A 26,273-nucleotide genomic window follows, 5' to 3' on the forward strand; every position below is an offset into this window, starting at 1 on the left:
CTCAAGACTGGAATAGCCATAACGATAAAAACGGAGACTCCATGCCTCGTTTCACACTGTCCACCCGTGGCCTGCTGGCCGCCTTGATCGCCGCCTGCCTGGCCCAGTCCGCTGGTGCCAGCCAAGCCCCCGCCGCCGCCAGCCCCCTGACCGCTGCCAGCAACGCCGCCGTCCTCAAGCAATTGCCTTTCAGCGACCGCACCGACTACGAGTCGGTCAACCGCGGATTGATCGCCCCGTTCAAGGGTCAGATCAAGAGCGCCGACGGCAAGGTGATCTGGGACATGCAGGCCTACGCCTTCCTCGACAAGGACCAGGCCCCCGACACCGTCAACCCGAGCCTGTGGCGCCTGGCCCAGCTCAGCGCCCATGCCGGGCTGTTTGAAGTCAGCGACAAGATCTATCAGGTGCGCGGCCTGGACCTGGCCAACATGACCATCATCGAAGGCGATGACGGGCTGATCATCATCGACCCCTTGACCATGGCCGAAACCGCCAAGGCCGCCCTCGACCTCTACTACCAGAACCGTGCGCACAAGCCGGTGGTGGCGGTGATCTACAGCCACACCCACGTCGACCACTTCGGTGGCGTGCGCGGGGTGATCGACGAAGCCGACGTCAAGGCCGGCAAGGTCAAGGTGTTCGCGCCATCGGGGTTCATGGAACATGTGATGAGCGAGAACGTCTACGCCGGCAACGCCATGAGCCGCCGTGCGCAGTTCCAGTTCGGCAGCCTGTTGCCCCGGGGCGACAAGGGCCAGGTGGACGCCGGTATGGGCAAGAACACGCCATCGGGCGGCACCATCACCCTGATCCCGCCGACCGACCTGATCAGCCAGGAAATCGAGACTCGCACCATCGCCGGCATCGAGGTGCAGTTCCAACTGACCCCGGGCACCGAAGCACCGTCGGAGATGAACCTCTACCTGCCGCAGTTGCGAGCCTTGTGCATGGCGGAAAACGCTACGCAGATGATGCACAACATCCTCACTCCGCGCGGCGCCCCGGTGCGCGATGCCAAGGCCTGGTCGCAGTACCTGGACAGCAGCCTGACGCGTTACGGCGACAAGACCGACGTACTCTTTGCCCAGCACAACTGGCCGACCTGGGGTGGCGAGCGCATCCGCACCTTCCTCGCCGATCAGCGCGACATGTATGCCTTCCTCAACGACCGCACCCTGCACCTGTTGAACCAGGGCCTGACGCCGATGGAGATCGCGCAGAACATGCAAAAGCTCCCGGGCGATCTGGAGAACAAGTGGTACACCCGCAGCTACTACGGCTCGCTGAGCCACAACTCACGGGCGGTGTATCAGCGCTATATGGGCTTCTATGACGGCAACCCGTCGAACCTCAACCCGCTGCCGCCGGTGGAAACCGCCAAGCATTATGTCGAGGCCATCGGCGGTAGTGCGGCCGTGATTGGCAAGATGCGCGAGGCCATGACCAAGGGCGATTACCGCTGGGCCACGCAACTGGGCAATCAGTTGATGTTCGCCGAGCCGGACAACAGCGAAGGCCGCGAAACCCAGGCCCAGGCGCTGGAACAACTGGGTTACCAGAGCGAGAACGCCACCTGGCGCAACATGTACCTGACCGCCGCCATGGAACTGCGCAATGGTGTGCCACCGACTGCCGGCAGTTCGGTGTCGGTGGACATGGTGCGGGCGCTGACCCCGGAGATGTTCTTCGACTTCCTGGCCATTCGCCTGAACAGCGAGAAAGCCGTCGGCCATGACCTGACGTTGAACTGGACCTTCGACGACCCGAACCAGGCCTACAACCTGACCTTGCGCAACGGCGTGCTGACCCACCGCAGCGGCAGCAATCCCCAGGCCGACGCCAGCGTCAGCATGAGCAAGGCCACCCTGGAGCAAATCAGCCTCAAGCAACTGGACTTCCCGACGGCGATCCAGAAAGGCCTGGTCAAGTTGCAGGGCGACGGCAAGAAACTGGGCCAACTGCTGGGCAGCCTGGACACCTTCAGCCCGCAGTTCAATGTGGTTACGCCCTGATCGCGGGCAAGCCGCAAGCGGGCGCCCGCCCCCACGGTGGTTTTGGCTGTTCACAGATTCTGTATGCACCACATCAAACCTGTGGGAGCGGGCTTGCCCGCGATGGCGGTGTATCAGGCACCATCGATGTTGAATGGGCTGGCCCCATCGCGGGCAAGCCCGCTCCCACAGTGATTTTGGGTGCTCACAGATTTTGCATATACCCAGCAAACCTGTGGGAGCGGGCTTGCCCGCGATGGCGGTGTGTCAGGCACCATCGATGTTGAATGGGCTGGCCCCATCGCGGGCAAGCCCGCTCCCACAGTAGTTTTGGGTGCTCACAGATTTTGCATATACCCAGCAAACCTGTGGGAGCGGGCTTGCCCGCGATGGCGGTGTGTCAGGCACCATCGATGTTGAATGGGCTGGCCCCATCGCGGGCAAGCCCGCTCCCACAGTGATTTTGGCTGTTCACAGATTTTGCATATACCCAGCAAACCTGTGGGAGCGGGCTTGCCCGCGATGGCGGTGTGTCAGGCACCATCGATGTTGAATGGGCTGGCCCCATCGCGGGCAAGCCCGCTCCCACGGTGGTTTGGGGTGCTCGCGATGCCGGTGGGTCAGGCCTGGACGATCTCCACCGCCGGCATCTGCCAACGCTGCTCGATCACCTGCCGCTCGGGGCCGTACAGGCGCAGGATCAGGGTGAAGGCGCCGTCTTGTGGGGCCGGCAACCAGTTGCTCGAGGTCTCGGGGGCGGTGCTCTGCACCAGCAGGGTCAGACCACCGTCGGCGTCCGGCTGCAGGTGATCGCGGCTGCTCAGGCAATAGCGATCGATGGGGTTGGCCACCAGTTGCCGGTCCGGCAGGTCGTAGAGGGTCAGTGACCAGAATTCGCTGGCCGGTGGCAACTGCCCCGGGGCAAAGCGCAGGCGGTAGCGGCGCCCGCCCACCAACGACTGACCCTGGTTGTCCTGCTGGCTGCCGGTGTAGAACGCCTCTTCGACGCTGTTGCCGTAGATACCCATGGCCGCCCCCAGGGCACGGTTGAGGTAGTTGTTGTGCATGGCTTCGCGGTTGCCGAACATGCCCAGGGTGCTACGGACCTTGGCCCCGGCGACCTTCATCTCTGCCTGGGCCTGCTGGATACCCGCCAGCAATGCCTGCAACTGCTGGGCAGACAACGCGGCCGGATCAAAAGCTTGCCCCGCAACGACGCCGATCCGCGCAAAGCGTTCACGCAACGCTTGCTCGCTCGGTTGGACCGGACACAGCGTGAGGATCTGGTTCAACTGGTTGATGAACCCCGGCCCCAGCCCGGTCTTGCTGTCCCACGCCTGCCACGCGATGGCGGGTGCCGCTACGGGTGCCGGGGTGCCGGCATACTCGTGCAGCGAGCGCAGGCGATACTGCTGCTGCAAGGCACGCACCGCCGGCATGTCCTCGGTGTTCTTCAGCGCGGTGCGGCCCAGCACCATGACGATCTCGGTTTCACTGCGCAGCACGGCCTTGATCCCGGCCGGGGTTGCGCCCGTCCAGGCGGGCCCGGCGATCAGGTAGTCCCCCGCCTCCCGCCCGGTGCTCAGCACCCCGACATAGGCAAAGTTGTGGGTGTATTGATCCACCAGCTGGTGCACGTAGTAACGGTCCTCGGCCACTGCCGGCACGCTCAAGACCTGTGGCTCACTGCGCAGGTCCAGCCAGGCCCAGGAGTACGGCGTGTCATTGTTCGGCGTGACAATTTCGCGGTTCTTCGGCGTGTACAGGCTGCTGTAGTGACGAAAGCGATTGAAGCCGCCGACATACTCGGCAGCACTGGGGTCGAGCACCTGCTTTTCCATGGTCTGGTAGTGCATCAGCATCGGGTAGGCGTAGATCCACGCGTCCCGGGTGATGGCCTGGATATCCTCGGCAGAGGTTGGGTAGACCTGGCTGGCGGCCAGCAACCAACTCGGACACGCCAGTGCGGCACCGGCCACACTCATGCCGGCGAGCAGACGACGACGGCTGAAAGGAGCATTCATGGTTCAGCCCTCGCCCTTGATGGCTTCGATGGTCGGTAATGAGTAGCTGCCATCCAGTGCCCGCTGTTGTGGCAGGTACAACCGCAGCATCAGGTTGAACGGACCTTGCGGCGTCGGCAGCCAGTTGCTCTGGGCGTCCTGTGCCGGGGTCGCGTGCGCCAGGGTCAGGGTCAGGCCGCCATCGGCGTCGTATCGCAGGTCGGGGCTGCGATCACCCAGGGAGTAACGCGCCAGCGGGTTGGCCACCAGCAATTGGCTCTTGCCGTCGTACAGGGTCAGGGACCAGAAGGCATTCACCGGTGGCAACTGCCCGGCGGCGAAATGCAGGCGATAGGTTTTATTGCCATCGAGTAGTTGGCCCTGGGCGTCGTGCAGTGCCATGGGATACAGCGCTTCGGCAGGATCATTGGCATAGATGTAGCGCCAGGCCACAGCCGCGCGAGTCAGGTCATCGTCACCGAACTTGCCGACGTTGGACGGCGAGCGGAACCAGCCTTGCTGTTCCACGGACAGTTTGCTGGAGGCCACTCGCACCTGTTCGCGGCCGGCTTCGGCGCCTTCGGCCACTGCGTCCTTGAGGTCTTGCGGCGGCACGAATGCGCCGCCTGGCTGGATGCCGATTTCGGCATAGCGTGCCAGCTTCTGCTGTTCGGCGGGGGTCCACTGGTGCAGCGCCGCGAGGCGATTGAAGCGCTCGAACAACGCCACCGCCGGCCCCTGTTTGCTGTCTTCATAGGCCGGTAACTGCAGGGTGGGCAGCGCCGCAGGTGCCGGGTTCCCCAGCGCCCTGGACAGGGGCTGCAAGGCGTAGCCCTTGAGCACCTGCGCCGCCTGCGTGAGATCGTCGGCACCCTTGACCTCGGTGCGCCCGATCAGGAACACCACGCGGCTCGGCGAGCGAATCACCCCGCTGAAACCGGACGGCACCTCACCCTGCCAGTCTGGACCGGCGATCAGGTAGCGCCCGGCCTTGCTGCCGGTCGCGCGGGTGCCGATGTAGTCAAGGTTGTCGGTGCGCAGGTCCACCAGTTGGAAGTTGTAGTAACGCCCCTCGACCTCGGGGACTTGCAGCACCTGGGGTTCGCCGCGCAGGTCGAGCAAGGCGCGCGAGTAGAAGGTGTCGTTGTTCGGGGAAACCACTTTGTTGTCTTGCGGGCCGAGCAGCCGTGGCTCGCTGTACAGCACGTTGAACGGCAGCTTGGCGGCGATGGCGCTGAGCACCTTGAGGTGTTCGCCGGTGGCGTAGGCAAACACATAAGCCTCTTGGGCCAGGGCCCGGGCTTGCGGTTGATCGAGGCTGGCGGCTTGTACGGTGCTCGCGCTGAGCCCCAAGGCTAATGCGGAAATCCAGTGGCGCATGGAAATGTCTCCTGACAGCAATGAATGCGGCGCTCAGTGCCCGCTTTGTAGGAGCGGGCCCCGCAGGACGGGTTACTTGGCCCAGCGTCGCAGGTCCGAGGGGGTGTAGTCGTCGGTCTTGGCGGCAAAACCCACGCGCATCGGCTCGGTCTCTTCGTTGGCCAGGCCTCCGGCGTAGTAGCGCCCGGCGATCAGGTCGTACGAGGTTTCCAGGACGTTGTAGGTGAACCCGTGATCGTAGTGCTGGATCGCGTGCAACTCACCGCTGCGCCACAGTTCGCCACGGCTGTCGTACTGATCCGATTGCGCGATCTGCCAGCTGTCTTCATCGACATAGAACCGACGCTTGCCGTAGATATGCCGGGCATTGGGCTTGAGCGTGGCTTCCACCACCCAGACCCGGTGCTTCTCGTAACGGGCCAGGTCCTGGTTGACGTGGTTGGGCTTGATCACCGCGTCGTACTTGAGGTCGCGACTGCCGATCTTGTAGCTGTTGTAGGGGATGTACAGCTCTTGCTTGCCCACCAGCTTCCAGTCGAAACGGTCCGGCGCACCGTTGTAGCCATCGATGTTGTCGGCAGTAATCAGGCCGTTGCTGTAACGGGCGCTGTTGTCGTAGGCGATCATCGGCGCACGACGCACCCGACGCTGCCCCGGCAGGTATTGCCAGGCTGAACGCGGCTCGGCCACCTGGTCGATCGGCTCGTGCACCAGCACCGCTTCACCGGACAGACGGGCCGGTTCCAGCACCCGGCTCTTGAACATGAACAGGGTGTTGTTGCCCGGCTCAAGCCCGCTGATGGTGTCGGCGAAGTTGATCAACGACTGGTTGCGCACGTAGCTGGTGGCGCCGTTCTCGCGCACCAAAGCCGAGCTGCTGATGCGCTCGTAGCTGCCGCCACGGTAGCGGGTCATGTGGTTCCACATCACCTCCAGGGCTTCGGTGGGCAGCGGGAACGGAATGCCGTGGACGTAGTCGTGCAGGCCGTTGCCGCCATCGGCCAGGCTGGTCTTGGCGACGTTTTCCCGGCTCTGCTCGAGCACCGTCTTGGGCAGGTTGGCGCTGCGGTGCGTGGGGTAGATGTGCATCTTGTAGGTATCGGGGTAGCGCTTGAACATCGCCACTTGCCCCGGGCTCAGAAACTTCTGGTACTGCGCCAGGTTTTGCGCGGTGATGGTGAACAGCGGCTTCTCACTGGCGTAGGGGTCGCTGTACCCGCCCTTGGCGTCGACCGTGCCGGCGTTGCCCGCCAGGCCCCCGGTCCAGGCTGGAATACTGCCGTCGGCGTTGGCGGCCATTTCCGACCCCATCGGCGTCAGGGTCTTGCCCAGGGCCGCCGGATCACTGCCTTTGGCCTGCGCCAGGCTCGCCGCGCAGGCCAGGGCCAGCACACAAAGTTGCATACGCATCACTGATACTCCTTAGAAGTCGACCTTGAAGCTGACCGAGGCAAAATCGCGGTCGTCCAGGGTGCTGTAGTCGTTCGAGCCGAAGAAGCTGTTGTAGGCCAGCTCCACGCTGTAGTCGTTGAGGTAGTTGGCGGTCAGGCTCAGGCCCAGCGCTTGCTGGCCTTCCTGGAACGGCCCTTGGGGGTCATAGGAATAACCCGAGACGTCATGGCGCCAGTTGACCGCCGGGATCAGGTTGACCCCCGGGAACACGTCGCTGTATTCCAGGCTGGCACGCAGGCGATAACCCCAGGACCAGTCGGTGGCGAAGCCCTTGTCGGTGCAATATTGGTTGGTCACACCCGAGGCCACGGTGTTGCACTGCGCGCCATTTTTCGGGCTGCTGCGGCCAAAGGCGGCGTTGCGTCCCAGGCGCTCGTCACCCAGGTCCTCGATGTGCACCACCCCGGCCTCGCCGAACAGGCTCAGGCGCGTGGCACCGAGGATGTTGTCGTAGGCCTGGGTCGCCGAACCGGTCATCTGCCACACGCCCTTGCGTACCCAGCCGTCGTAGCGGTCGCCATGGGTGTTATCAAACCCGCTCGGCAGGTCGACCCAGGAGCTGCCGCCCGGCCCGGAAATCACCGCAACGTTGATGTCCGGGGCGTTGATCGCCAGCGGCATGTTCGGCCGGTAGCTGATTTCGCCGGCCAGGGAGATGCCCGAATTCGGCTCGACGCCATTGAGGCTGAAACCGTACAGGCGAATGTCCTCGGGGAACGCCGCCGCATAGCTGGGGTTCTGGATGCCGCCGGGGAACGTCCCGGGCTGGGTGACATCCCGCGCGTCGAGGGTGAAGTACGGCAGGCGCGAGTGATAGTTGATGAAGTAGATCGCCGCTTCCGCGTCGTTCAGCGCCGGGATCATGTTGCGCAGGGCAAAGCCGAACTGGCCGTTATCGGACGGCGATTCGTTGCCACGGGAGGTGGCGTAGAGCCCGGCGCTCTGCATTTGCTGATCGGTCTGCACCTGGCTCAGGTACAGCGGTCCGCAGCCCTTCTGGATCGCGTCGCTGCTGGCGAAAAACGTGCCGCAGCCGTCGAGCACGCTGGGCCGCCAGTTGTACTGGTAAAAGCCTTCCAGGTTCAGGGTGTCGGTCAGGCCGAGGCTGAAGGAGAGCATCTCCACCGGCAACTGGCCTTCCTTGATCTCCACCCCGGGACGGTTGAACGCCGAGACGTCCAGCGGGTTGATCACGTTGATGCCGTTCTGGATCAGCAGCGACTCACCCCAGGACAACACCTGGTTGCCGACCTTGACGTTGAGCGGGCGGTCAGCGACCACGAAGTCCTTCCACAGATAGGCGTCCAGGGTCTTGAAACCCTTGAACTTGGACAAGTCGTCCCAGCCCGAATCGTCGAACTGCTTGAAGCGTCCTTCGCCGTTTTCGTAGGCCTCGTCGTACCAGTACTTGAACCGCAGAAAGGCCCCCTGCCCTTGTCCATCAAGGCTGAAATCGGTCAGGCCCTTGAAGATCTGCGAGATCTGGTCGCCCTTCTCGAAGTTCAGCCGGTTGTCGTCGGCGCTGACGCTGCTGCCATTGGCCTGCACATGCTGTGCCTGGAGGGCATTGGCCCGGGTCATCATGCTTTTGTCGGGATTTTGCGTCGACCAACTGCTGCCCAGGGACAGGGTGGTCTTGGTCGACAGGCTCCAGTCTTCGTTGAACTCGAAGGTGGTCGCCTGGGCAGGCGCGACCATGGCCGCCAGGATGGCCAGGGCTAGCGGTTGCGGTCGGGTGTGGCCAAGCCTTTTGCGTCGTGGCGCGACGCAGGCGTTGGCCGAGCATGTTTTTATCATTATTAGGCTCCGGTCAGATGTACTCAGCCCGGTCAAAATGCCCAACAATCCAACAACAGGCGCAAGCGTGGCGCGACAAAAAATGATCATCCGGCTTTTTAGGCCGGGTCAGCGCAACCCTGGAAGTGCCCAAGGCGAAACTGCTTGGGGGTGATACCGAACTGCTTGCGGAAGGCGCGGATGAAATTGCTCGGCTGGCGATAACCCAGGCGCTCGGCAATCCGCTCGATCGGCTGGTCGCCAGCGGTCAACCAGTGCCGCGCCAACTCCAGGCTGTCAGTGCGGGTCTCGTTGGGCGCCGCCGCTTGCCAGTGGCGCAGCATGCTCTGGTGCAAAAAGGGATGGGCGCTGAGCACGGGCAGTTCCAGGCTGAGCCTTGGCAGGATCAGACACGGGTGCTCGGCCACCTCGGTGCTGACCCCCTGCCCATCCAGCCATTCGCCAGCCGCCTGCCCGGGTGCCAGGCGCACGCGGCTGAACAACTGGGCCGGTGCCAGGCCAACTCGCCGCGAAATGTTGCGCACCAGGCTCAAGGTGGCAGCATCAAGGCCAAAAAAATGCGGCATCTGCCGGGCCGGGCGCAGGTGCAGACGGGCCTCGTCGGTGCTTTCCTCGAGCTCGGCCAGGACATGGTTGGTGACCCGCGGCAGATAGTCGGTAAAACAGCGCAGGCTGGCGCGCAAGGTGGCGGCCGAGTCCAGCAGGATGTTCATGCCTTGCAGGCAACTGGTGGCCATGCCATTGACCAGGTCACAGCCGAAGTGGCGCCCAACGCCGGCGTTCTCGCATTCACGCCACAACTGTTCCACCAGGTGCGCCGGGATGTGCTGATGCTGGTCGTCGAGCCAGGACAGGCTGATACCGGCACGCTGCAACAAGACTTGCTCACACAGGCCGACCTGGCGGGCATGACTGAGGATGGTGCGGGTGAAGGCACTGGAGGCGAACGTTTGATCAGGCATGAGCGAGCGCTGCAGGCAAAAGAGGGTTGTACTTATGCCAGCCCGTATGCTATCGATCAAATGCATTAAAAGTATCCAACGAATGCAGGAGACGCATAGTGGACCTCCGTCAGCTTCGCCACCTGGTGGCCCTGGCCGATTACCGCAGTTTTGTGCGGGCGGCCGAGGCGATCAACCTCAGCCAACCGGCCTTCAGTCGCAGCATCCAGACCCTGGAGCGCGACCTCGATTGTGCGCTGGTGGAGCGCAGCAGCCGCGAGTTTCGCCTGACCGGCCAGGGCCAACTGGTGCTGCAGCATGCCCGACGCCTGCTGGCGGGCAGCCAGGCGCTGCACAACGAGTTGATGCAATACAACGGCCTGACCGGCGGTGAGCTGCATTTCGGCTGTGGGCCCTACCCGGCGCAATTGCTGGTGCCCGAAGCCCTGGCCGAATTCATCAGCGCCCACCCGGCCATCCGTACCCGCTTTCACCAGGGTGACTGGGAACAACTGGCAGGCTGGCTCAAGGAGCAGCAGATCGAATTCCTGGTCGCCGATTCGCGCTATTTCACCGGCGATCCGCAGTACCAGGTGCAGTTACTGCGACCCCGTCGCGGGCGGTTCTTCTGCCGCGCCGGACACCCCTTGAGCCACGGCCGGCCGCTGGCACTGCGGGCCCTGCTCGACTACCCGGTGGTGGGCACGCGGATCCCGCCGATGATCCGCAAAATCCTCGCCGACGTGCAGGGCGAAGCCGACTTCGAGACCCGCGTGGAATGTGCCCAGTTCGACGCGATCCGCCGCGTAGTAATGCGCTCCGACGCCGTGGGCCTCGCCACCATGGAAGCCTTGAGCGAGTTGGTGCTCAAGGGCGAAATCAGCCTGCTGAGCTTCACCGACATCCCCACAGACGACCCGGGACTGCAGCTGCATTACGGTATCGTCAGCCGCGCCGGACACTCCCTGACCCCGGCGGCCCTGGCCATGGTCGATGCGATTGTGCGGGTGGATCGACGCTTGCTGGAAGTGGAAGGCGCGATGGTATAACCCACCCGGCCGACAAGCAGATCGCCGTGCGGCGACTTTTGATCTTGATCCCCCTGCACCGTCGGCAGGATTGAAAGGCGGCGAGGACTACGTCCTCGAACGCAGCCTCGCGGGCTCGGCAGCTGCTACGGGGGTTGGGGTATTGTCGAGAAATGCGGTGTGGCGCAGATCGCCATCGCGGGCAAGCCCGCTCCCACAAGGGAACGCGACACCAGGGCAAACAGGTCGGCCGGTAGGCCGCCTCGCCCGCTCTTACCACTCAGGCCGACTGCCAGGTCGCCGTGCTCTTGCTTTTGATCTTGATCCACCCGCCCCTTCGGCAGGCTGAGCGAAGGTGCAGCGAAGCAAACCGTAGGCGATGCCCCCTGATGGGCACAGTAGCGAAGGGACCCCGAGCCTTAGCGAGGGGCCGAACGCTGGGGCAAGACTTTTTGGGTACTTTTGTGTCGTCTGACAAAAGTGCCTCGCCGTAAGGGCGAAACCCTAAGCCGCCGTTACCGCAGCAACGGATATGTACCCACCCTCCCCCCCAAAAAAAATCACCGCAACCGCAGCGGATCAACCAACCCCGCCGCAATCGCCATCCCCACCAAATCCGGCAAAGTCTGCGCCAACATCCGCTTCATCACCCGCGAACGATACAAGTCGACAGTCTTGGCACTGACCCCCAATTGCTCGGCAATCTCCCGAGTGGTGTAACCCTGTACCAACGGCAACAACACATCGCGCTCCCGTGGGGTCAACGTCTGCAGGCGCGCCTGCAAGGCCTGGTGCCCCTGGTTGCCGGAGCGGCCCGCGGCGCCATTGCTCAGCGCCTGTTGCACACTGTCCAGCAGCAACTGCTCGTTGTAGGGCTTTTCGATGAAGTCATGGGCCCCGGCCTTGAAGGCGCGCACCACAATCGGCACATCGGCGTGGCCGCTGACAAAAATGATCGGCAGGTTCAGCTCGCGCTGGCGCATTTCCTCCTGCACGTTCAAGCCACCCATGCCGGGCATGCGCACATCAAGCAAGACGCAGGCATCGAGGCTGGCATCGCAGGCATTGAGAAACTCGACCCCACTGGTAAACGGCAAGGCCTTGAGCCCCACCGATTCGAGCAGCCAGACCGTTGAGTCGAGCATGCCCTGGTCATCGTCGACCACATACACCACGTGTTCTGTCGCACCCGCCATTACGTTATTCCTGAGGTTGTCTGGTTGGGCCGGCCAGCGGCAAGCGGCAGCTCATCAGCAAGCCGACGGCCTGGCGCCGAGCCTCAAGCTCGCCACCAAAACCTTCGATGATGCTGCGACTCATGGACAGGCCGAGGCCCAGCCCGTCGGCCTTGCTGGTGTAGAACGGAGTGAACATCTGCGCCAGTTGCGACTCGCTGACACCCGGCCCCTGGTCATGCACCGTGATCTCGACGTTGCCCGCGCTACCCTGCTGCGCCGCCATCAGGATCAGCGAAGGCTGGCTGGGATGGCGCTCGCGGTTGGCATCGATGGCATTGCGCAACAGATTGAGCAACACCTGTTCGAGCAACACCCGGTCGGCATACACGGGCGGCAGATTATCCGGCAGGCGATCCTCGATTGTCACTTGCCAATTGCTCGCTTCCCAGGCGCACAAACGCACGGCGCCACGGGCCACCTCGGCAAAATCCAGGGCCTGCATGCGCCGCTGACCCTTGCGCAGGAATGCCCGCAGGCGGCTGATCACCTGCGAGGCGTGGGTGGCGTGATGGGTGATGCGTTGCAGGCCCTGGGCGACTTTTTCCGCGGCCTGCGGATTGCTCTCCAGGCTCTGCAAATAGCGCTGGCTGGCATTGGCATAATTGACCACCGCCGCCAGCGGTTGATTGATCTCGTGGGCAATCCCGGAGGCCAGTTCGCCCAGCGTCACCACCCGCGCAGTGTGCGCCAGTTCGTCCTGATGGCGACGCTGCTGGGCTTCGCGCAATTCCCGTTCGGTCATGTCCCGCGCCACCAGCGAGTAGTAACGCTCGCCCCCGGCCGAACGGTGGGCCAGCAGCACCAGCGACACTGGCACCGAACTGGCGCCAGCCAAGGGTTGCAGGCGCGCGTCGCCGCTCCACACGCCATCGCGCTCAGCGCTGCTCCAGCCGTCACGCTGCAATCGCGCCAGGTCGTCACTGGCAAACAGCGCGGCCAGCTCCGGCAACGGTTGTCCTTCGGCGATCCTGAGCAGGCGCCGGGCCGCCGGATTGAGGTAGGTCACCTGGCCCTGCGGGTCGATGAACAACACCGGATCGGTATTGACCTCGACCACCTCGGCCAGGCGCCGCTTGTTCTCCTCGGCCTGCACCCGGGCGGTGATGTCCCGGGACACGCTGACCACCTCGACCACCGCCCCGGTGTAGGTTTCACGGATCGCCCGGCTCGCGGTTTCGAACCACAGGTAATGGCCGTCACAGTGGCGGATGCGGTAAGTCATGGTGTGATAACCGTCTTGCTCCAGCGCATCCCGCGCCCGCTGCACCAGGCTGTGCAGGTCATGTTCATGGAACAGGCTGCGGGCCAGACGCCCACGCAATTGCTCCGGCCAGTAGCCCAGCAGGGTCCAGGACGCCGGCGAGGCGTCGAGAAAGCGCCCGTCCGGGGTGTGCCGGGATATCAGGTCGGTGGTGTTCTCGATGATCAAGCGATAAAGCCGACGGGCCGTGGCCGCTTCGCGTGCGGCCAGCACCTGGGTGGTGGCGTCGCGACAACGGGCGAGCACCCGCTCATCCTGTGGGTCGGGGATAAAAGTCCAGATCAGGATCTGTGCCTGGCACTGGGCCTCGACCCCGTCGATGGCGCGTTGCTGCTCAAGGCAAGCGCGCACCAGTTCGCGATGATTGACTGGCAACAAACCCGGCACCTCAGCCAGCGGCTTGTCCCCGAGCAAGGCCAACAGCGCGGCGTTGCATTCCAGCGTCCGGCCCTGGGCATCGAGCAGCAGGCTCGGTTGCGGATCGTGACCCAACAGCGGTGACGCGCGCAGCGTGCCATTGGCGCTGTGCAGCAGGGTCGTCAACAGGTCATGGACCCAGCCCAGCCAATCGAGGCTGACACCCTCGCACACTTCAATCAGCAACAGCCCCGGCTGCCCGGCCTGCAAAGCCAGCTCGAACACCTGACCATGGCGAATGGCGGCCCGGCGCAGGCGTCCGGCCAGCCAGCAATCGAGCTGGCGCACCTGGGCCAGGTCCAGGCGCCCCACTTGCTGCAGTTGATCGAGCAATCGCTGATCGCTGGCCAGCGCCGGATCGCCCTGCCCCGGCGGAAAATGCCGGGCAGCACCGGCATGGCTATAAAGGCGCGCCTGCGGTTGCCAGCGCAAATAAAACGCCCGGCGCACTTCGGGGCAGTCCTGCAATGCACGGCACAAGGCGTCGGCCCGCGTTGCCAGGGGCACGCCTTCGCGCTGCAGGCGCAACCAGCTGTGCAATCGAACGGGAACGTGGGTCATTGCAGGTCTACTTCATCCGGGGCACCCAGCATATACCGGCCATGGCTTTGGATGAAACAAATATAGTATATATACTATAGTGCTTAGGTTTAACTTCCATATATATCGATGAATGTTATATAAAGTCTACCGGACCCAAGAGACGATCCCGGCCACCGCGCCCAGGGTCGTCCGTAGAGCTAACAATCAGCCACCGAGAATCCGTCATGTCGATTTATGAACAAGGGCTCAGCCCTGTCCCGGTCAATCACATCGCCTTGTCGCCCCTGAGTTTCATCGAGCGCACTGCCAGCATCTACCCCCACTACCCCGCTGTGATCCACGGCTCGCTGCGCCGTACCTGGAAGCAGACCTACGATCGTTGCCGCTGCCTGGCTTCGGCTCTGGCCGGGCGCGGAATAGGCCAGGGCGATACGGTGGCGGTGATGCTGCCGAACATTCCCGAGATGCTCGAAGTGCATTTCGGCGTGCCGATGATTGGCGCCGTGCTCAACCCGCTCAACGTGCGCCTGGATGCCGAAGCCATCGCCTTCATGCTCCAGCATGGCGAAGCCCGTGTACTGATCACCGACCGTGAATTCCACGGGGTGATCCACGCGGCGCTGGGCATGCTCGATCATCCGCCGCTGGTGATCGATGTCAACGATCCGGAGTACGGCGAAGGCGAGGCTGTCAGCGAGCTGGACTATGAAGCGCTGCTGGCCGAAGGCGACCCGGACTTTGCCTGGCAGTGGCCGGCGGACGAATGGCAGGCCATTTCGCTGAACTACACCTCCGGCACCACCGGCAATCCCAAGGGCGTGGTGTACCACCATCGAGGGGCTTACCTGAACTCCCTGGGCAACCAGATGACCTGGTCCATCGGCAACCACCCGGTGTACCTCTGGACCCTGCCGATGTTCCATTGCAACGGTTGGTGCTATCCCTGGACCATCACCGCGCTGGCCGGCGTGCACGTGTTCCTGCGCCGGGTCGATCCGCAGCGCATCCTCAACCTGATCCGCGAGCACCAGGTCACGCACCTGTGCGGCGCGCCCATCGTGCTCAACGCGCTGGTCAACATGCCCGAGTCGGCGAAGGCGGCCATCGATCACCCGGTCAACGCCATGGTCGCGGGTGCCGCACCGCCGGCCAAGGTGATTGGCGCCGTGGAAGAAATGGGCATCAAGGTCACCCATGTCTATGGCCTGACCGAAACCTATGGCCCGGTGACGCTGTGCGCCTGGCACGCCGAATGGGACGAACTGGCCCTGGATGAACGGGCCCAGATCAAGTCCCGCCAGGGGGTGCGTTACCCGACGCTGGAGGGCGTGATGGTCGGCGACTCGCGGACCCTGGCGCCCACCCCGCGCGACGGCCAGACCATCGGCGAAGTCTTCATGCGCGGCAACACGGTGATGAAGGGCTACCTGAAGAACCCTACCGCCACCGCCGAGGCGTTCGCGGGCGGCTGGTTCCACACTGGCGACCTGGCGGTGTGTCATCCGGACGGCTACATCGAGATCAAGGACCGGCTCAAGGACATCATCATTTCCGGCGGCGAGAACATTTCCACCATCGAACTCGAAGGTGTGTTGTATCGCCACCCCGGCGTGCTGGAAGCGGCGGTGGTCGCCCGTCCCGATGAGAAGTGGGGAGAAACCCCCTGCGCCTTTATCACCCTGAAGGCCGATCACCAGGACGTCAGCGAGGCCGACATCATCGCTTTCTGCCGCGACCACCTGGCCGGTTTCAAGGTGCCGCGCAGCGTGGTCTTCACCCTGCTGCCGAAGACCTCCACCGGCAAGATCCAGAAGTACCTCCTGCGCGAGCGGGCCCAGGCCCTGTAAACCAGGCGTGTGGTCCAACCGTCCGGCGGCGGGGTGTAGACCTCGCCGTGCCCACAGTCCCATTGAGGTTCACGTAATGCCCGAATTCAACGCCCCGTTGCGCGACATGCGCTTTGTCCTGCATGAAGTGTTCGACGCCCAGGCCTTGTGGGCGCGCCTGCCGGCTTTGGCCGAGACGGTCGACGCCGCCACCGCCGATGCCATTCTCGAGGAGGCCGCCAAAGTCACCGGCCAACTGATCGCCCCATTGAATCGCAGTGGCGACGAACAGGGTGCCCAGTGGCACGAGGGCCTGGTCAGCACTCCCGAGGGTTTCCAGCAGGCCTATGCCACCTACATCGAAGGCGGCTGGGTCGGCCTGTCCGGCAATCCCGACTTCGGCGGCATGGGCATGCCCAAGATGCTCGCCGTGCAGTTCGAGGAAATGCTCTACGCTGCCAACTCAAGCTTCGCCCTGTACAGCGCCCTGAGTTCCGGAGCCTGCCTGGCCCTGGACGCCCACGCCAGCGACGCCCTCAAACGCCTCTACCTGCCACCCATGTATGAAGGCCGCTGGGCCGGCTCCATGTGCCTGACCGAAGCCCATGCCGGCACCGACCTGGGGATTGTCCGCAGCCGCGCCGAACCCCAGGCCGATGGCAGCTATCGGATCAGCGGCAGCAAGATCTTCATCACCGGAGGCGACCAGGACCTGACCGAAAACATCATCCACCTGGTCCTGGCCAAGCTGCCGGATGCGCCGCCCGGTCCCAAGGGTCTCTCGCTGTTTGTGGTGCCCAAGGTGCTGGTCAACCCGGACGGTTCCCTCGGCGCGGCCAACGCGGTGAGCTGTGGTTCGATCGAACACAAGATGGGTATCAAGGCCTCGGCCACCTGCGTGATCAACTTCGACGGCGCCAGCGCCTGGCTGGTGGGCGAAGCCAACAAGGGGTTGGCGGCGATGTTCACCATGATGAACTACGAGCGCCTGTCCGTCGGCATCCAGGGCATCGGCTGCGCCGCAGCCTCGTACCAGAACGCCGTGGCCTACGCCCGTGACCGCCTGCAGGGTCGGGCAGCCAACGGGGCCAGTGCTCCGGCGCAGGTCGCCGATCCGATCATCGTCCACCCCGATGTGCGGCGCATGCTGCTGAGCATCAAGGCCATGACCGAGGGCGGCCGGGCGTTCGCCAGTTACGTCGGGCAACAGCTGGACCTGGCGAAGTTCTCCCCCGACCCTGCCGAGCAGGACCGCGCCCAGGCCCTGGTGGCCCTGCTGACGCCAGTGGCCAAGGCGTTCTTCACCGACACCGGCCTGGAAAGCTGCATCCACGGCCAGCAAGTGTTCGGCGGCCATGGCTACATCCGGGAGTGGGGCCAGGAGCAACTGGTGCGAGACGTGCGCATCGCGCAGATCTACGAAGGCACCAATGGCATCCAGGCCCTGGACCTGCTGGGGCGCAAGGTGCTGGCTGACGGCGGCGTGACGTTGCGCCTGTTCACCGGGGAAATCCACCAGTTCGCCCAACAACCGGATGCGCCCTACCGCACGCAATTGATCGAGGCGGTGCAACGCCTGGAAGACCTCAGCGACTGGCTGGAAGACCAGGCCGCGAACAATCGCAACGAAATCGGCGCGGCCTCGGTGGAGTACCTGCACCTGTTCGGCTATGTCGCCTACGCCTGGCTCTGGGCACGCATGGCCCAGGTGGCGAAACACAAGCTGCAGGACGACCCCGGGTTCTACGGCGCAAAACTGGCCACCGCCAAGTTCTACATGCAGCGCCTGCTGCCACGGGTGTTGGGCCTGGAGCAAGCGATTCGTGCTGGCAGCCAGCCGTTGTTCGACCTCAGCGCCGAACAGTTCTGAGGCCCCTTCCGCCCTCCCGAGGGCGGGGCAATGGGTGCCCCGCCCTCGGGAAGTTTGACTATGCTTGGCTGACACCCACCGGTGACGAGGGATTTATGGACGATCCAATCGACAACAAGCCCCCCAGCTTCTGGCAGATGCTCCACAGCGTGATGGCGGCGGCCTTTGGCGTACAAAGCGGGAAGAACCGCGCCCGCGACTTTACCCACGGCAAGCCGAGTCATTTTGTGCTGCTGGGGATCATATTCACGGCGGTGTTTGCCCTGACCCTGTTTGCCATCGTCAAGCTGGTGGTGCATCTGGCCGGGGTCTAGCGGGCGGCTCAGCGCATCAGGGTCTGCAGGCTGAACGGATAGCGGTAACTGGTTGGACGGCCCTTGGCCGACAGGCTGCGGAAATTCACTCCGTAGCCCTGGCTGTCGCGCAGCGCCAGCATGCGCCGGGCCTGGTTGCGGTCGATCAGTTGCAACAGTGGTATTTGCCGGTCGCGCCCGCCGTACTGTTCGACGGCCACGCCCTGGTCATAGTCATGCAACTGCACCAGGGCCCAGCCGCCGAGGCTGAAATGGCCGCCTACCAACACGCTCAAACGCCCGTCCAGCAACGCCTGCAACGCCGCCGGCGAGGTATTCACCGCGCTGAACAAGACGCCCTTGCCCGGTTGCCCACCGATCTCCTCGTAAGCCTGCATGGCGCCGAAGGCCATCTCGTCATTGGCGGCCCAGACCAGCGATACCCCAGGGTAACGCTTGAACAGTTGTGCCGCCTGCTCATGGGCGCGCTCGCGCTTCCAGGCGCCATAGACCATCTGTCGCAATTGCACCTCGGGATGCTCACGCAGCGCACGTTGCATGCCTTTCTCGCGCAACTGCGCGGACGGGGTGATCTTCAGCCCGGAAAACGCCAGCAACTCCAGCTTCTGGCCGGGGGCGACGGGCGGATGTTGGCGGATCAGTTCCTTGAGCATCAGGTAGCCGCCCTCCTCGTCGTTGGGCACCAGGCTACCGAGCCAGTCGGGGTATTTTTCCCGCGCGTCACCGAGCAACGCCAGTTGGTCGGCGGTCAGGGCATTGTTGACCATGAACAGCTTGACCCCGCTGCCCTGGGACAGGCGCAGGATTTCTGGGGCGACATACTGTTCGTTGACGAACACCAGGTAATCCGGGCGGTTGGGGCCCAGCAGCACTTCGCGTGCCTGCTCGATGGTGGATTGCGCCACGCGCTCGGAATAACGGACCTGCAGGTCCATGCCCAGGTCGCGAGCGGCCGCCTGCATGAATTGGCTGTAGCTGACCCAGAACACTTCCATGGTGGTTCCCGGATTGAGGAATACCACCGACGCCGCTTGCGCGCCGGGTCCGAAGACCGCGCAAAGCGTCAGTAAAATCCCCCACACGAACCTGAACATTAAACAACCGAGCCCCGAAAATTAGCCGCGCATTATAGCCGGCCACTGGCTGGCACATTGCGGTTAATTAACGTGTCGTCCGACAATCAGCGGATCAGGGCCCGGCCACGCGGGTTTACTGATGGCTGACCCAGTACACGGCAGTGCCCACTACCAGGATGATCAGGAACAGAATCGCCCACGCATCGACGCTGCTATCGCTTTTGCCTGCTTTGGTCGGATTGCTCATTGCATCGCCTCTTGTCGGTTTTATCGGTGATTGCATGAAGACTCGATCACAGTTAAGTCGAGGATTGCCCATACGACAAATAAGGGTAAGACAATAATCAGTCTCATTAGTCGATTTGGTTCTTTCCATATACTCAAACATCACTTTTGCGCATAAACGCAAACTGGTATCTTGCCCCGGCTCCGTGGGGAGTGCGCGGCCGTGCGCGCAGAATTGCCAAGGCATTTTCGGAACTCAGCGAGCGAGAAACGCCGCGATTTTCGAGGGGCCCAAGCCTGAGAACAGGACTTATATGTACGTATACGACGAGTACGATCAGCGGATCATCGAGGACCGCGTCAAGCAGTTCCGTGATCAGACCCGACGCTATCTGGCAGGCGAGCTGAGCGAAGAAGAATTCCGCCCCCTGCGCCTGCAAAATGGCCTTTATATCCAGCGCTTCGCCCCGATGCTGCGGGTTGCCGTGCCTTATGGCCAACTGACTTCGCGGCAGACGCGAATGATGGCCAAGATCGCTCGCGACTACGACAAGGGTTATGCCCACATCAGTACCCGGCAGAACGTGCAGTTCAACTGGCCGGCACTGGAAGACATTCCAGACATCCTGGCTGAGCTGGCCACCGTGCAGATGCACGCCATCCAGACCAGCGGCAACTGCCTGCGCAACGTCACCACCGACCAGTTTGCCGGCGTGGCCTCCGACGAGTTGATCGATCCGCGCCCGTGGTGCGAGATCGTCCGCCAGTGGACCACCTTCCACCCGGAATTCGCCTACCTGCCGCGCAAGTTCAAGATTGCGATCAACGGTTCGACTTCCGACCGCGCCGCCATCGAAGTCCATGACATTGGCCTGGAGCCGGTGCACAACGCCGCAGGCGAACTGGGTTTCCGCGTGCTGGTTGGCGGCGGCCTCGGGCGTACGCCAGTGGTGGGTGCGTTCATCAATGAATTCCTGCCGTGGCAAGACCTGTTGAGCTACCTCGACGCCATCCTGCGTGTGTACAACCGCTATGGCCGTCGCGACAACAAGTACAAGGCGCGGATCAAGATTCTGGTCAAGGCCCTGACGCCGGAAGTCTTCGCCCAGAAAGTCGACGCGGAAATGGAGCACCTGCGCGGTGGCCAGACCACCCTGACCGAAGCCGAAGTGCAGCGTGTCGCCAAGCATTTCGTCGACCCGGACTACAAGGCCCTGGACAACCAGAGCGCCGAACTGGCCGCACTCGACCAGCAACACCCAGGCTTCGCTCGCTGGCGCACCCGCAACACCCTGGCCCACAAGAAGCCGGGTTATGTTGCCGTGACCCTGTCGCTCAAGCCTACCGGCGTTGCCCCGGGCGACCTGACCGACAAACAGCTGGACGCAGTGGCCGACCTGGCCGATCGCTTCAGCTTTGGTCAACTGCGCACCTCCCACGAGCAGAACATCATTCTCGCCGACGTCGAGCAGAGCCAATTGTTCACCCTGTGGGGCGAGTTGCGCGAGCAAGGATTTGCCACGCCGAACATCGGCCTGCTGACTGACATCATCTGCTGCCCGGGGGGTGACTTCTGCTCCCTGGCCAATGCCAAGTCGATCCCGATTGCCGAATCGATCCAGCGTCGCTTCGATGACCTGGACTACCTGTTCGACATCGGTGAACTGGACCTGAACATCTCCGGCTGCATGAACGCCTGTGGTCACCACCACGTCGGCCACATCGGCATCCTCGGGGTGGACAAGAAAGGTGAAGAGTTCTACCAGGTGTCCCTGGGTGGCAGCGCCAGCCGCGACGCCAGCCTGGGCAAGATCCTCGGCCCGTCCTTCGCCCAGGACGCCATGCCGGACGTGATCTCGAAGCTGATCGATGTGTACGTGGAACAACGTACCGAAGACGAGCGCTTCATCGACACCTATCAACGTATCGGCATCGACCTCTTCAAGGAACGCGTCTATGCAGCGAATCATTAAGAACAACGAGGTCATCGACGAAACCTGGCACTTGCTGCCCAAGGATTTCAACATCGATGAGATCAGCAACTGCGACGACTACATCGTGCCGTTGCAACTGTGGCGCGAACACGGGCGCATGCTCCTGGCCCGTGATGGCGGCCTGGGCGTGTGGCTGGACGCCGATGAAGAAGCCGAGGAAATCGGTGACGACGTGGATAAATTCCAGGTCATCGCCCTCAATTTCCCGGCGTTCACCGACGGCCGCAACTACTCCAACGCCCGTTTGCTGCGCGACCGCTACGGCTTCAAAGGCGAGCTGCGGGCGATTGGCGACATCCTGCGCGACCAGTTGTTCTACCTGCGCCGCTGCGGGTTTGACGCCTACGCCTTGCGTGCCGACAAAGACCCGTACGAAGCGCTGGAAAGCCTCAAGGACTTCTCGGTGACCTACCAGGCCGCCACTGACGAACCGCTGCCGCTGTTCCGTCGCCGCTAACGGGCCAAGGCCTTGAACCCCGCCCGGGGTTCAAGGCTTGCTGTCGTCATCAGCCTCCCAACAGATCCTCGATCGGAATCGGCCTGCCGGTGTGGACCCAGTCCCTGTACAACCTGACCTTGTTCTCCAGCCGCGTGAAACTGGCGAAGGGGTTCTCGGCATCCAGCGTCGACAGCGCGACATCCCTGCTCAACACCCCCCACAACTCCTCCGAGGCATCGGCCTCACTCAACAAATGCCAGACTCTCGCCTGGATCACTGAATAGGCCACCCGAAAATCAGCGGTGCGGCTCAGGCCCTCTATCGTTCGCAAAAAACGCGCTCCCCGGGGCTTGGCGACCAGCCGCAGCCATAGCAAACGCTTCAGCTCGACATGGGCCTCAGGCAGGCGCTGCAACCACACCGCCGGTTGCGTGACACTCAGGTCGGGGGCGCTCAACCAAAGATTCAGGCCGGTGTGTTCTCGATGGGTAATGATGCGCCGCAGGCTGTCCTCGTCCGTCAGTGGATTGCCCCACAGGCGGACCCGGTCCCTGGCCACGGCCTGGACCAGGACGGCAGGGGGAAACCGGGAAATCCGGTTGTTACTGAGGTCCAGCAATTCCATGGAGGGTTGTTCAGGAATACCAACGGGACAATGGGTAATGCCGGTACCGCCGAGGCTCAACCTGCGTAAATCCGTCATGCCAAACACCAGCGGCGGGACGCCCAGCGGATTATCGCTCAAGTCCAGCACCTGCAAACGCACCAACTGAGACAACTGCCCCGCCGATTGCTCGGTCAGTTCCAGCCAGGTCGACTTGAGGTTCAGTGTGGTGAGGTGGGGCATGCGAGTAATCGCAGGCGGCAAGCGCACCTCAACTACACCGTGGGGATTGACCTGTCGCAGGTCGACGCTCTCCATGTTCAAGGTGCGCAGATTGGGAAAGCACCCCAGGAAACCTTCCAGCCCCTCTGGTCGCGCCAGCTGGAAACCTTTCATGGACAACTCGACGACGTCATTGAACTTTGCCGTCAGAAACGGCAGTGAATGAAAGTACTCGAAGTCCAGGTCCAGTTTGTAGCCCAGCAGTTGCGCGCCCGAATAGACATGAGTGTCGACATGCCCGCGTTTTTGCCAGAAGCTCATCAAGTCGGACACCAGCTCAATCCGCGCCTCTTGCTCAAGGTAAAGCACCTCTTCGACACGCTCCAGGTTCTCCTCCTCAATCTGGGCCGCATCCATCCCCTGCGCCGCCTCTTCGCCCTCGACCAGAAAATCGATAGCCATTTCGTCGACTTCCTGCAGGACCTGGTCGACCCATTGGCGTAAATCGAGATCGAGTTGGCTCAGTTGTATTTCCAGCCGTGCCAGTTGCTCCATCGCCCCGGCGCCCAGGTTCTGCAGAAACTCAGCGGCCTGCGCCGGAGTAAAACCGGTGTAAATCGACCTGACGTGAACGATCTCGATATCCCGAGTCAACGCCGCCCCCTGCGAGGTCGCCGGATAACCTCCGCCTCGCAGCCCTGGCGCCTCGAAAAGCAGCCCGGAGTCCATTCGCGAAAGCCCGGTGATGAGTTCGGAACGCGGCAGTGTCCGCTCGCTGATTTTCCGCCTCAGGCCGCGCGCGGCATCCAGCGGTTGCAGCTGCAACGCATCACGTTCGGACTCTGACAGCAGGTCGAGAACAGCCTGATAGACATCGTGGGCGTCCGGCCGATAGACACCCTGCGCATCGTGCCCGCTATATCGGCGAGCCACTTTGATCAGGTACCTGCATTCATGGGACGCGAACGGCCCGACCTGATCCAGGAGGCGTCCCGCCGCTGACCCCTCGTGCACCTCGATACGCAGCGACTTCGGCCATCCGGGCAACGCTTGCAGAGAGTGCAGCGCCAGTGCGTCAGTCTCCGGGTTTTGAATGGATTGAAGGTAAAGCCCTTCATAGGCACGATTGAGCCGCACGTGTTGCCGATACTGGCTGGCCTTGCCATCCAGCCGCCGGAGCAGGCGCCGGCTTTCGGCCACTGTCGGCGGCGCCTGAATATCCACGCCTGACCGGTCGAGCAGTTGTTCTATGGCGCCTTTAGGCAAGCCCGGGTACTGACGTTGAAACAGCTTCACCCATTCATTGTCAGAGTGCTGGAAGCTGTCATATCGCGCCTGAAAGCGCATCGCCAGGGCAGTGGCGGCCTGTTCCCCGGGGATCGCCTGCAGGGTTTCGCGCTGAAGATCCTGATCGATCCTGAAACGGCTGATGGTATCAGCCAACAGCGGCGTCGGCGGACGGCGCCCCGCCTGCATCAACCGCAGCATATCGTCGTCGACCGCGCTGACATTGCCGATCTGGTGCAGTACCTCATCGCTGAATGACGCCACCGGCGCGCCGATACCGCGTATCAACGCCAGGCGCGTGGTAGTGCCTGACGGTGTGGCTTCCACAGGCTGTACCTCGGGCATCTCGGGCCTGATGACAGGTTCTCCCGGGGTCTCCGCAGGCCGGGCCACCGGCCCTGGCAGCGTCTCCACGGCCCCCTCGCCCTTGAGTGCCGCACCCGCACCCAGCAGCGGCAGCGCATTGAGCAAACCAAACACCACGCGGGTCACGCCCGCGGATGAATCATCCGGCTGCTTGCCATTCATTGCCTGGTCCAGCCCATACCCGGCATCGATAATCCCGGCCAACACCAACAAGCCCTCACCCCCCGGCACAAACAGGGCCAAAGGTCCGAACCTGTTGATCCATTGCACAATGGGTTCGACCACCGCACTCAGGTTATCCCGATTGACTTGCGCATCATCGCGAATGGTTTCAATGCTGGCATTCGCCGCCTGCTTCATGCTCAGGACTAGCTGTGCGAAAGGATCGGTGCCTGGAGACACCACTTCAAGATGAACATACTCGGCCGGGTCCCAGTACCCGTCGTCGTTGAAGAATCCGTGGCCCTGTTTCAGATGGTGTTGGCGCGGGTATATCGCCATACCATCCAGTGCGGTCAACACACCGGCATGAAAGGTACCGTCATGGCGGTCGTCCTCGGCAAAGTGAGCCGCCAGCGCCCGCTTTCGCTCCCCATCCTGGCCCTGCTCCACGATCCAGCGGTGCAAGGCCCTGGCATCGACGAAGTCATGGATCGGTGAGGAGTTGCCCGGGATGTACAGAATGATCCTGGGGCTGGAACGGTGGCGGAAACTCCAGATATCGCTGGCGGTGTAACGATAAAGTACCAATCGTGCGACTTCGACCGGGCTGGGGACGTGCATGAGTGCCTGCAACGGCTCGATCGCCAGTTGCTGCCACGGTTGATCCGGCGCCAAACCCGCGGCCCGCAAGGCCAGTTCGAACCCCTGCCGTGTGAGGGTGTTTTCCTGCCGTTGCAGGTATGCGGCCATGACAAAGGCCGCCTTGACCGACGTCCTCAGTGCACAGGCGCCAGGCGCAACGATCACCTCATCCGAGGGCCAGGCCCGCTCCACATACTCACGGTATTGGTCCTTGAGCTCCAGTTCCCATACCCACTTCTTGAAATCGGCGGGTCGCAGCCTTAGCTGCGTCAAGGGACCATAGGTTTGCGGCTCCGTGTGGCGATAGATGCCTTCGTAGGTGTCATGGTTGCCATTACCCACATAGGCAAACTCATCGACATGGTCGACCAACCGTACTTGCGGGCCGATATCGGGAGGCGTGTACAAGCCGAACGCGGTTTCCCCGAAACGCCCGTCACCCACTGTTTGGTAGTTGCAGAGTAACGCCTGAGCCAGGCTTTGGGCGTTCGCTACCCGACCCTGCTGAACCCCGTTTTGTGCAGGATGGCCGTGATAGTTGTAGTTGAGCGTGACCAACTGCGTGGTCAGGGGTGCAATGTCTGCTCCCCATTTCGTTTGAATGAGTTGGCCGGCGAACTGCTCCGGCGACAGGGGTAAAGCCTTTTCAACCGCTGCCTTTAACTCATCGCGCATGGGAGTGATTGGGACACCGTGTGTGTCTGAGGCTTTGGGCTCTTGAGACTCGATCATTGTGCAATTCCTTTGCGGCTGGTTGAAGAAGCGTCAGCCTAAATGGACTCAGCACTTGCCCATCGCAGGAAAGCTCGTCAGCACCTCACGAAACGCCAATGGTACAAGTCGGAAAAATGCACCTGCAGTGGATACGCTTAATTACATTGCCATTGTGTAGTGTGATGCCGATGGCAACATTGCCTATACCCCCAATCAAGACCGAGAACACGGCTGTCTATATTGAGCACGAGGACTGGCCGTAGATTGACCGTGTTCATTTCAGGAGCCTCGAAGATCTGCTTGAAGCCCTGGAGTCCAATGGCTTCAAGCAGGTACCGGGCGAGATGGACACTGTCGAACGGGCAAGGTCTCCACAGCCTCGGTTCCCTGCCACATTACAAGAACAACTCACTCAGCCCGGCATGTTCATGCTTGACCGCCGCTATTCCTTCCAAAAGCGAACGCTGATCGACCGCGA

At 62.8% G+C, this 26,273-nt stretch carries 16 protein-coding genes; 7 read left to right on the forward strand and 9 right to left on the reverse strand.

Annotation, left to right across the window (positions count from 1 at the left end):
• The first annotated feature begins 41 nt into the window (after nt 1-41).
• Nucleotides 42-2,015 carry an alkyl/aryl-sulfatase gene (locus tag PspS04_RS17260; RefSeq protein ID WP_159996817.1) on the forward strand — a complete coding sequence of 658 codons (1,974 nt, stop codon included), beginning with the start codon at nt 42-44 and terminating at the stop codon, nt 2,013-2,015.
• Between the two features lie 599 nt (nt 2,016-2,614).
• Here the strand turns inward: PspS04_RS17260 and PspS04_RS17265 are convergent.
• The 5 genes from PspS04_RS17265 to PspS04_RS17285 form a co-directional block, all read right to left on the reverse strand.
• Nucleotides 2,615-4,018 (reverse strand): DUF1254 domain-containing protein, encoded by a 1,404-nt coding sequence (locus PspS04_RS17265; protein ID WP_159996819.1) that lies wholly within the window; start codon nt 4,016-4,018, stop codon nt 2,615-2,617.
• A gap of 3 nt (nt 4,019-4,021) precedes the next feature.
• The gene (locus PspS04_RS17270) at nt 4,022-5,377 is read right to left on the reverse strand and encodes a DUF1254 domain-containing protein (RefSeq protein WP_159996821.1); all 1,356 of its coding nucleotides are present in this window, start codon (nt 5,375-5,377) and stop codon (nt 4,022-4,024) included.
• Between the two features lie 72 nt (nt 5,378-5,449).
• The gene (locus PspS04_RS17275) at nt 5,450-6,787 is read right to left on the reverse strand and encodes a DUF1329 domain-containing protein (protein ID WP_159996823.1); all 1,338 of its coding nucleotides are present in this window, start codon (nt 6,785-6,787) and stop codon (nt 5,450-5,452) included.
• Between the two features lie 12 nt (nt 6,788-6,799).
• Nucleotides 6,800-8,626 carry a DUF1302 domain-containing protein gene (locus PspS04_RS17280; protein WP_159996825.1) on the reverse strand — a complete coding sequence of 609 codons (1,827 nt, stop codon included), beginning with the start codon at nt 8,624-8,626 and terminating at the stop codon, nt 6,800-6,802.
• A gap of 98 nt (nt 8,627-8,724) precedes the next feature.
• Nucleotides 8,725-9,588: an AraC family transcriptional regulator gene (locus tag PspS04_RS17285; RefSeq protein ID WP_159996827.1), complete on the reverse strand. Its 864-nt coding sequence runs from the start codon at nt 9,586-9,588 to the stop codon at nt 8,725-8,727.
• A 98-nt stretch (nt 9,589-9,686) separates the two neighbouring features.
• Here PspS04_RS17285 and PspS04_RS17290 point away from each other — a divergent pair, with 98 nt between their 5' ends.
• Nucleotides 9,687-10,616: a LysR family transcriptional regulator gene (locus PspS04_RS17290; RefSeq protein WP_159996829.1), complete on the forward strand. Its 930-nt coding sequence runs from the start codon at nt 9,687-9,689 to the stop codon at nt 10,614-10,616.
• A gap of 539 nt (nt 10,617-11,155) precedes the next feature.
• Here PspS04_RS17290 and PspS04_RS17295 read toward each other — a convergent pair.
• On the reverse strand, nt 11,156-11,791 hold the full coding sequence (locus PspS04_RS17295) for a response regulator transcription factor (protein ID WP_159996831.1): 636 nt from the start codon (nt 11,789-11,791) through the stop codon (nt 11,156-11,158).
• A gap of 4 nt (nt 11,792-11,795) precedes the next feature.
• On the reverse strand, nt 11,796-14,072 hold the full coding sequence (locus PspS04_RS17300; protein ID WP_159996833.1) for a PAS domain-containing sensor histidine kinase: 2,277 nt from the start codon (nt 14,070-14,072) through the stop codon (nt 11,796-11,798).
• A 206-nt stretch (nt 14,073-14,278) separates the two neighbouring features.
• Between PspS04_RS17300 and PspS04_RS17305 the strand changes: the two genes are divergently transcribed.
• The 3 genes from PspS04_RS17305 (at nt 14,279) to PspS04_RS17315 (ending at nt 18,064) form a co-directional block, all read left to right on the forward strand.
• Nucleotides 14,279-15,901: an acyl-CoA synthetase gene (locus PspS04_RS17305; RefSeq protein ID WP_095171790.1), complete on the forward strand. Its 1,623-nt coding sequence runs from the start codon at nt 14,279-14,281 to the stop codon at nt 15,899-15,901.
• Between the two features lie 76 nt (nt 15,902-15,977).
• Entirely contained in the window at nt 15,978-17,750 is a 1,773-nt protein-coding gene (locus PspS04_RS17310; protein ID WP_159996835.1) for an acyl-CoA dehydrogenase C-terminal domain-containing protein, read from the forward strand.
• Between the two features lie 95 nt (nt 17,751-17,845).
• On the forward strand, nt 17,846-18,064 hold the full coding sequence (locus PspS04_RS17315; protein ID WP_095171787.1) for a DUF2970 domain-containing protein: 219 nt from the start codon (nt 17,846-17,848) through the stop codon (nt 18,062-18,064).
• Between the two features lie 8 nt (nt 18,065-18,072).
• Here PspS04_RS17315 and PspS04_RS17320 read toward each other — a convergent pair whose 3' ends face one another.
• Nucleotides 18,073-19,158 carry an ABC transporter substrate-binding protein gene (locus tag PspS04_RS17320; RefSeq protein WP_159996837.1) on the reverse strand — a complete coding sequence of 362 codons (1,086 nt, stop codon included), beginning with the start codon at nt 19,156-19,158 and terminating at the stop codon, nt 18,073-18,075.
• Between the two features lie 521 nt (nt 19,159-19,679).
• Here PspS04_RS17320 and PspS04_RS17325 point away from each other — a divergent pair.
• Together PspS04_RS17325 and PspS04_RS17330 are read left to right on the forward strand one after the other, a co-directional pair.
• The gene (locus tag PspS04_RS17325; RefSeq protein WP_159996839.1) at nt 19,680-21,338 is read left to right on the forward strand and encodes a nitrite/sulfite reductase; all 1,659 of its coding nucleotides are present in this window, start codon (nt 19,680-19,682) and stop codon (nt 21,336-21,338) included.
• Nucleotides 21,322-21,816, forward strand: coding sequence for a DUF934 domain-containing protein (locus PspS04_RS17330; protein WP_095171782.1), 495 nt, complete (start codon nt 21,322-21,324; stop codon nt 21,814-21,816). Before PspS04_RS17325 ends, PspS04_RS17330 begins: the two co-directional genes overlap by 17 nt.
• A gap of 49 nt (nt 21,817-21,865) precedes the next feature.
• On the opposite strand, the gene PspS04_RS17335 is transcribed toward PspS04_RS17330, so the two are convergent.
• Nucleotides 21,866-25,813, reverse strand: coding sequence for a dermonecrotic toxin domain-containing protein (locus PspS04_RS17335; RefSeq protein WP_159996841.1), 3,948 nt, complete (start codon nt 25,811-25,813; stop codon nt 21,866-21,868).
• Between the last annotated feature and the right edge of the window lie 460 nt (nt 25,814-26,273).

This window comes from Pseudomonas sp. S04 (assembly GCF_009834545.1).
GTDB lineage: Bacteria > Pseudomonadota > Gammaproteobacteria > Pseudomonadales > Pseudomonadaceae > Aquipseudomonas.

Coding starts and splice junctions, on each gene's coding strand:
- PspS04_RS17260 (WP_159996817.1), top strand. CDS start 42: ATGCCTCGTTTCACACTGTCCACCCGTGGCCTGCTGGCCGCCTTGATC.
- PspS04_RS17265 (WP_159996819.1), bottom strand. CDS start 4,018: ATGAATGCTCCTTTCAGCCGTCGTCGTCTGCTCGCCGGCATGAGTGTG.
- PspS04_RS17270 (WP_159996821.1), bottom strand. CDS start 5,377: ATGCGCCACTGGATTTCCGCATTAGCCTTGGGGCTCAGCGCGAGCACC.
- PspS04_RS17275 (WP_159996823.1), bottom strand. CDS start 6,787: ATGCGTATGCAACTTTGTGTGCTGGCCCTGGCCTGCGCGGCGAGCCTG.
- PspS04_RS17280 (WP_159996825.1), bottom strand. CDS start 8,626: ATGATAAAAACATGCTCGGCCAACGCCTGCGTCGCGCCACGACGCAAA.
- PspS04_RS17285 (WP_159996827.1), bottom strand. CDS start 9,588: ATGCCTGATCAAACGTTCGCCTCCAGTGCCTTCACCCGCACCATCCTC.
- PspS04_RS17295 (WP_159996831.1), bottom strand. CDS start 11,791: ATGGCGGGTGCGACAGAACACGTGGTGTATGTGGTCGACGATGACCAG.
- PspS04_RS17300 (WP_159996833.1), bottom strand. CDS start 14,072: ATGACCCACGTTCCCGTTCGATTGCACAGCTGGTTGCGCCTGCAGCGC.
- PspS04_RS17305 (WP_095171790.1), top strand. CDS start 14,279: ATGTCGATTTATGAACAAGGGCTCAGCCCTGTCCCGGTCAATCACATC.
- PspS04_RS17310 (WP_159996835.1), top strand. CDS start 15,978: ATGCCCGAATTCAACGCCCCGTTGCGCGACATGCGCTTTGTCCTGCAT.
- PspS04_RS17315 (WP_095171787.1), top strand. CDS start 17,846: ATGGACGATCCAATCGACAACAAGCCCCCCAGCTTCTGGCAGATGCTC.
- PspS04_RS17320 (WP_159996837.1), bottom strand. CDS start 19,158: ATGTTCAGGTTCGTGTGGGGGATTTTACTGACGCTTTGCGCGGTCTTC.
- PspS04_RS17325 (WP_159996839.1), top strand. CDS start 19,680: ATGTACGTATACGACGAGTACGATCAGCGGATCATCGAGGACCGCGTC.
- PspS04_RS17330 (WP_095171782.1), top strand. CDS start 21,322: ATGCAGCGAATCATTAAGAACAACGAGGTCATCGACGAAACCTGGCAC.
- PspS04_RS17335 (WP_159996841.1), bottom strand. CDS start 25,813: ATGATCGAGTCTCAAGAGCCCAAAGCCTCAGACACACACGGTGTCCCA.